Origin of the sequence: Actinomadura sp. 7K534 (genome assembly GCF_004348575.1) — a bacterium.
In the GTDB taxonomy this organism is placed as follows: domain Bacteria; phylum Actinomycetota; class Actinomycetes; order Streptosporangiales; family Streptosporangiaceae; genus Spirillospora; species Spirillospora livida.
Map to the genome: position 1 here is coordinate 1 of NZ_SMKB01000332.1, position 6,454 is coordinate 6,454.

8 protein-coding genes are annotated in these 6,454 nt (G+C 71.2%); 2 read left to right on the plus strand and 6 right to left on the minus strand.

The genetic code is table 11. The annotated features are described in order from the left end of the window. On the minus strand, positions 1-540 hold a 540-nt coding region (locus E1266_RS34555), incomplete at its 3' end, for a TetR/AcrR family transcriptional regulator (protein WP_207946097.1). A 92-nt stretch (positions 541-632) separates the two neighbouring features. On the opposite strand from E1266_RS34555, the gene E1266_RS34560 reads away from it, so the two are divergent. Further along, positions 633-1,715, plus strand: a complete 1,083-nt coding sequence (locus tag E1266_RS34560; protein ID WP_132054364.1) for a PQQ-dependent sugar dehydrogenase — start codon at positions 633-635, stop codon at positions 1,713-1,715. 9 nt (positions 1,716-1,724) lie between these two features. Here the strand turns inward: E1266_RS34560 and E1266_RS34565 are convergent, their stop codons facing one another. Next, positions 1,725-2,786, minus strand: coding sequence for a class I SAM-dependent methyltransferase (locus tag E1266_RS34565; RefSeq protein WP_132054366.1), 1,062 nt, complete (start codon positions 2,784-2,786; stop codon positions 1,725-1,727). 46 nt (positions 2,787-2,832) lie between these two features. On the opposite strand from E1266_RS34565, the gene E1266_RS34570 reads away from it, so the two are divergent. Next, a complete protein-coding gene (locus E1266_RS34570) occupies positions 2,833-3,198 on the plus strand; it encodes a VOC family protein (RefSeq protein ID WP_132054368.1) in 366 nt (121 codons plus the stop codon). Between the two features lie 11 nt (positions 3,199-3,209). On the opposite strand, the gene E1266_RS34575 is transcribed toward E1266_RS34570, so the two are convergent. The 4 genes from E1266_RS34575 to E1266_RS34590 form a co-directional block, all read right to left on the minus strand. Beyond that, positions 3,210-3,635, minus strand: coding sequence for a DUF2267 domain-containing protein (locus E1266_RS34575; RefSeq protein WP_243719268.1), 426 nt, complete (start codon positions 3,633-3,635; stop codon positions 3,210-3,212). An 82-nt stretch (positions 3,636-3,717) separates the two neighbouring features. Next, the gene (locus tag E1266_RS34580) at positions 3,718-4,530 is read right to left on the minus strand and encodes an SAM-dependent methyltransferase (RefSeq protein ID WP_132054370.1); all 813 of its coding nucleotides are present in this window, start codon (positions 4,528-4,530) and stop codon (positions 3,718-3,720) included. A 100-nt stretch (positions 4,531-4,630) separates the two neighbouring features. Beyond that, positions 4,631-5,635 (minus strand): adenosyl-hopene transferase HpnH, encoded by a 1,005-nt coding sequence (gene hpnH, locus E1266_RS34585; protein WP_132054372.1) that lies wholly within the window; start codon positions 5,633-5,635, stop codon positions 4,631-4,633. After that, positions 5,632-6,454 (minus strand): prenyltransferase/squalene oxidase repeat-containing protein (locus E1266_RS34590; protein ID WP_279436373.1); only part of this gene is annotated, 823 nt, incomplete at its 5' end. The genes hpnH and E1266_RS34590, both read right to left, overlap by 4 nt.

Below are 6,454 nucleotides of genomic sequence, written 5' to 3' on the forward strand. Positions count from 1 at the left end.
GGTGGAGAGGGCGGGGTCGCGCTGGTCCTCGGGGAGGGAGATGAGGGTGAAGGTCGTGCCGCGGCCGGCGGAGTGGATCAGGAGGGCGGCGCGTTCCTCGCTCACGCGGAGGCGGCCTACTTCGGCGATGCGCCTGACGGTGCGGGCCAGAATCGTTGAGGCACGGCGGGCTGCGGGGGTTTCCACGCCGGGGCGGGCGTCGCCGTAGATGAGGGAGTACAGGGACGGGTTGCCCACCCCGAACTCGACGTGCAGGTCCCAGCCGCGGCGCAGGTCGTCGACCGGGTCGTCCGTTTCGCCGAGGGACGTCTTCGACGCCAGGTAGGACTCGAAGCCGTGGTCGGCGACCGCGTCGAGCAGGCCCTGCTTGTCGCCGAAGATCCGGTAGATGGCCGGTGACTGGACACCGGACTCCGCGCAGATCGCGCGGGTGGACAGTGCCTCGCGGCCGCCCTCGGTGAGCAGCCCGTAGGCCGCCTTGATGATGCGCTCTCGCGTCGCGTCCCGCTTCATGGCCTCCGCCTCTGGTGATGCTGCCAACGATAACAAGTTTGTGTTGGCGGTGTTGACGTTGCCGTCGTTAACGTGTTTTCGTTGTCATCATTAACAGCTCGCTGGAGACGAGGCACGTTATGTTCCGCAAGTACGTCATCGCTCTGATGCTCGTCGCCGGTCTGGCGCTCGCCGGGTGTGCGGCTTCGGCCGAGCCGGAGTCGCCCGGGCGGGCGGGGCCTGGGCGGGTCACGGAGCTTGTCATCGGGCTCGACATGCCGTGGGGGCTGGCCTTCCTGCCGGACGGGTCGGCCCTGGTCTCCGGGCGCGCGTCCGGGCAGATCCACCGGATTCCGGCCGGCGGCGGTCAGGCGGTGCTGATCGGGGAGGTGCCGGGCGTCGTGGCCAGTGCCGAGGGCGGTCTACTCGGGCTGGCGACCTCGCCCGAGTTCGCCGAGGACCGGACGGTCTACGCGTACGTGTCGGGGCCGCCCACCAACCGTGTCGTGGCCCTTCGCGTCGCGGAGGATCTGCGGTCGCTCCGGCAGGAGCGCGTCGTCCTGGACGGGATCGAGACGGCCGACCGGCACCACGGCGGACGGCTGCGCTTCGGGCCCGAGGGCAACCTGTGGATCGGGACGGGGGACGCGTTCGAGCCCGAGAACGCGGCCGATCAGGAGTCGCTCAACGGCAAGATCCTCCGGATCGAGCCGGATGGGTCGATCCCGGACGACAACCCCGTACCGGGCTCTCCGATCTTCTCGTCGGGGCATCGCAACGTGCAGGGGATCGCCTTCGGTCCGGACGGCACCGCCTACGCGTCCGAGCTCGGGCACCGGACGTGGGACGAGCTGAACGTCCTGCGCCCCGGCCGCGACTACGGCTGGCCCGAGACTGAGGGGACGGACGGCGACACCGGTGTGCGGCCGATCTTCACCGTGCATCCCGACGACGCGTCGCCCTCCGGCATCGCCTACGCGGAGGGGTCCATCTGGATGGGCGCCCTGGGCGGGCAGCGGCTCTGGCAGCTTCCGGTCGACGGTCCTGAGGCCGCGGGGGAGCCCGTCGAGCACTTCGTCGGCGAGTACGGGCGGATCCGCACGGTGGAGCGCGCCCCGGACGGTTCCCTCTGGATCGCCACGTCCAACACCGACGAGGCGACCTGGGGAGGCACCGACCCCCGTCCCGGCGACGACCGGATCCTGCGGCTCGACCTCGGGTGATCGACGGGGTCAGGCCGGGTCGAGCCGGTAGAAGCGCCACAGGTCGTGTTCGATGGGCAGTTCGGTGCAGCCGCCGTAGTCCGCCGCCGCGGCGTAGGAGCGCACGGTGCCGGGGCGCAGGACGGTGCCGGCCTCCACCGCGGCGCCCTCGGCGCGCGTGGCGGGCAGGCAGTGCAGGACGCTGAACCCGTAGTTCAGCCGTTCCAGCAGGTCACCGGGGGCGGTGAAGCGCTCGGCGACCTTCTCGTCGCCGATCAGGACCGCTCCGCCGGGGGCGAGGACCTCCCGCGCCGACCGGAGCACCGCCACGGGATCGGCCATGTCGTGCAGCGCCTCGAACGTGCAGACGAGGTCGTAGGGTCCGGGGGCGCCGGGTTCGGCCGCGTCCGCGCAGGCGAAGGTCACCCGGTCCGTCAGGCCGTGGTCGGCGGCGTGCTCCGACGCCTCCGCGACCGACGCCTCGTCCATGTCGACGCCGTGGACGCCGGCGGCCGGGAACGCCTCGGCCAGCGCGATCGAGGACCAGCCTGTGCCGCAGCCGAGGTCGAGCACCCTGGCCGGGCCGCTGGACAGCCGGGCCTCGATGTCCGGCAGCGCCGCGACCCAGTCGGCGATGCCGGCGTGGAACCCGGGCCGGTTCATGCCGCCGATCCCGTGCCGGGTGCCCGGCCCGTACGCGGCGTACGGGACGCCGTCGCCGGTCCCGTACGCCTCGGCCACCCGCGGCAGGATCTCGGCGAGGGAGACGACGAGTCCGGGGAGCACCCCGGCGTAGTTGACGCTGTCGGTGTCGAGCAGAGTCTCGCGCACGTCGTCCGGAAGGGCGAACGCCCGCGCGTATGGGTCATCGTCGGCGGCCGCGGTCAGCAACCCGCTCGCGGCCTGCTGTTCGAGCCACTCCCGGGCGTAGCGGGGGTGGATTCCGGTCTTGTCGGCCAGGCCGCGGGCGTCGAGGGGGCCGCTTGCGAGTGCCTCGTACAGGCCCAGGCGGACGCCCAGCGCGGTGCTCATCATCTCCATCGTCGAGACCGCGTCCGCCAGCATGCGCTCGGTGATCTGTTCAGCCGTCATCTCTTTCACCCCGAAAGGTCGGCTTGCCCCTACCTAGACTGGGCTCATGCCACGACTATTTCCCGTCATCGGTGTGGACGACATTCCCCGCGCGGTCGCCTTCTGGACCTCCGCGCTCGACCTCGTGGTGTGGGAGAAGTCGGCCACGCCGAGCTGGCGGACGCTGGAGCACGCCGACGGGTCGGGCCCGGCGCTGGGCCTGATGCTCAGCGAGACGCCCGCCGAGCGGCATCCGCGCATCCATCTGGACCTGCTGGTGGACACCACGGAGGAGCAGGAGGCCGAGATCGAGCGCCTGGTCGGCCTCGGGGCGAGCAGGATCGACTGGGACCTGTACCCGCCGGACTCGGACTTCGTCGTCCTCGCCGACCCGGACGGCAACGCCTTCTGCGTCGTGGACATGAGCCGGTAGAGCGGCTCGCGTCAGCCGCTGCTGCCCGCGCTCACCAGCTGCCGGATGTCGTCGGGGAGGGCGTCCTTGACCTTGTTCATCACGCCGCCCTGGGTGGCCTCCCCCACCACTTCCAGGACGACCCTCGCCATGTAAGCGGCCCGGGCGTCGTCCGCGCTGGAGCGGGCCGCGACGCGCTCGATGAAGTCGTGCCGGTCGAAGCGCTCGCCCGTCCCCGCGCCGCCGAACACCTCGGTGCGCCGCAGGTGCTCGCCGATCTCGCGCGGCAGCTGCGCGGCGAGATTGTCCGCGAGCCCCTCGGGCAGCCGCTCGCCGAGCGTTTCGAGCGTGGCGCGGCAGGCCCGCTCCGCCTCCCCCCGGCTGCGCAGGTGCGCGCGTGCCTGGACCTGGCCGATCAGATGATCGTGCTGCATGTCGTCCCCCTCACGACTGTTCACGCCTTTTCCCGCCTTTCCCCATCAGAGCAGGAAAAACCCGCCCGACCTCGGGGGACGTCGAGGCCGGGACCGCGTGCCCGCGTCAGAGCTTGACGGCGATGCCCGCCATCCCGAGCTGCTCGCCGGGGGCGAGGTTGGCGGGGTCGACCGGGCCGTCGGGGCGCCAGAGGGCCGTGTAGGTCACACCGGGCTCGACGAGTTCGAAGTCGGCGAACTGGGCCTCGATCTCCTCGGGCGTGCGGGCCCAGCCCTCTTCGAGGTTCTCGCGGGTGATGCGGGCGAGTTCCTGCTGCTGCGGGAGGCCGGTGTCGACCAGGGACGTGATGAACAGGTGGCTCCCGGGGACGAGGACGTCGCGGTAGGCGCTGACGACGTCGTCCACCACGTCCGGGGACAGGTAGTGCAGCATCCCGACCAGCATGACCACGGCCGGGCGGGAGAAGTCGAGGAAGCCCTTCACCTCGGGCGCGGACAGGACGGCCCCCGGGTCGCGGACGTCGGCGGTCATCACCTTGGTGACGTCGTTGTTCGCGAGCAGGGCGCGCCCGTGCACCGACACCAGGGGGTCGATGTCGACGTAGACGACGCGGGCCCGGGGGTTCTCGCGCTGCGCGACCTCGTGGGTGTTCTCGACGGTGGGCAGCCCGCTGCCGAGGTCGAGGAACTGGTCCATCCCGGCCTCCCGCGCCAGGTACCGGACGCCCCTGACCAGGACCTTGCGGTTCTCGATCGCCGACTCCCGCAGCCCCGGGATCAGTTCGGCCGTCTGGTCGGCCAGGGCGCGGTCCACGGCGAAGTTGTCCTTGCCGCCGAGCAGCGCGTCGTAGGCGCGGGCGATGGTGGGCTTGTTGAAGTCGAGCTCGGCCGGAGGCCATTCCGGCGTTTCGTCCGCCATGGTCACCCTGTCCAGTTCATGGTCCGATTACGGGATCATGGTATTGCGGACGTGCCCGAAATGCCGCAGAACGCCGTGACGGGTTCGGCTCTCCGGCCGGCTACGGGCTGCGGAGCGCCCTCAGCGACTCCTTCAGGGAGCCGACCGTGCTGAAGACCGCCGTGGGCTCGTAGCCGCAGTGGGCCATGCAGTTGGCGCAGCGGGGGTCGCGGCCCCTGCCGTAGGACTCCCAGTCGGTCCCGTCGAGGAGTTCCCGGTAGGTCTGGGCGTAGCCGTCCGACATGAGGTAGCAGGGACGCTGCCACCCGAACAGCGAGTACGACGGGATCGCCCAGGCCGTGCACGGGAAGTCGACCTTGCCCTCCAGGAAGTCGAGGAAAAGCGGTGAATGGTTGAGCCGCCACCGTTTCCGGTTGCCGCCGGCGAACGCCTTGCGGAACAGTTCCCGCGTTTCCTGGACGCCCAGGAAATGCTCCTGGTCGGGCGCCTTGTCGTAGGCGTAGCCCGGCGAGATCATCATCTCGTCCACCTCGAGGTCGTCGTTGAGGTAGTCGAGGACCTCGACGACGGTCTGCGGGGTGTCGGTGTTGAAGAACGTCGTGTTGGTCGTGACGCGGAAGCCGCGGCGCCGGCATTCGCGGACGGCGGCCACGGCCTCGTCGAAGACGCCCTCCTTGCACACGGACTCGTCGTGGCGCTCCCGCAGGCCGTCGATGTGCACGGCCCACGCGAAGTAGGGCGACGGCTCGAACCTGTCGATCTTCTTCGGGATGAGCAGCGCGTTCGTGCACAGGAAGACGAACTTCCTGCGCCGGACGAGCTCCGCCACGATCCGGTCGATCTGCGGGTGCATGAGCGGCTCGCCGCCCGCGATGGACACCAGCGGCGCGCCGCACTCCTCGACGGCGGCGACGGCCTGCTCGACGGGCATGCGCCGCTTCAGCACGTCGGCGGGGTGCTGGATCTTGCCGCAGCCCGCGCAGGCGAGGTTGCAGGCGAAAAGGGGCTCCAGTTCGAGCAGCAGGGGGAACTTGTCCCTTCCCCGCAGCTTGTTGCGGAGGATGTGGGTGCCGACACGGACGCTCTGGCGCAACGGAATGCTCATGATTCGCGAACCTCGTTCGACGCTGCCACGTAACGGCCCAGGGCGCTGATCGGGAACACGAGCCGGTAGAGGTGGTAATTGATGTAGAAGTCGCCGGGGAAACCGGTGCCGGTGAAGTGCTCCTCGTCCCAGTTCCCGTCCGGGCGCTGATGGTCGACGAGCCACCGGACGCCGCCGTCCACGGCCGCGGAGCGCTCCCCGGCGGCGAGCAGCGCCAGCAGCGCCCAGGCGGTCTGGGACGGCGTGGACGCCCCCCGCCCGATCCACGCCGGGTCGTCGTAGGAGCGCAGGTCCTCGCCCCAGCCGCCGTCGTCGTTCTGGTGCTCCTCCAGCCAGGCCACGGCCCGGCGGATCGCGGGCTTGCCCGGGCGGACTCCGGCGGCGATGAGCGCGGGCACCGCGCTTCCGGTCCCGTAGACGTGGTTGGCTCCCCAGCGCCCGAACCAGGAGCCGTCGGCCTCCTGCGCCTTCAGCAGCCACACCACGGCCCGCTTGACCACGGCCGTCCGCGCGTGCCCCTCCTTGGCGAGCGCCTCGACGACATGGGCGGTGACGTCCGCGGACGGCGGGTCGATGACCGCGCCGAAGTCGCAGAAGGGCAGCCGCGTGCACAGCTCCCGGGTGTTGTCGGCGTCGAATGCGCCGAAGCCGCCGTCGCGCGAGGCCATGCCCGCCAGCCAGCGGACGGCCCGGCCGATCGGCTCCGCCGCGTCCGGGAGGCCGGACCTGCGCAGGGCGAGGACCGCCTCGGCGGTGTCGTCGGTGTCGGGGTAGACGTCGTTGTCGAACTCGAAGGCCCAGCCGCCGGGCGGGAGGGAC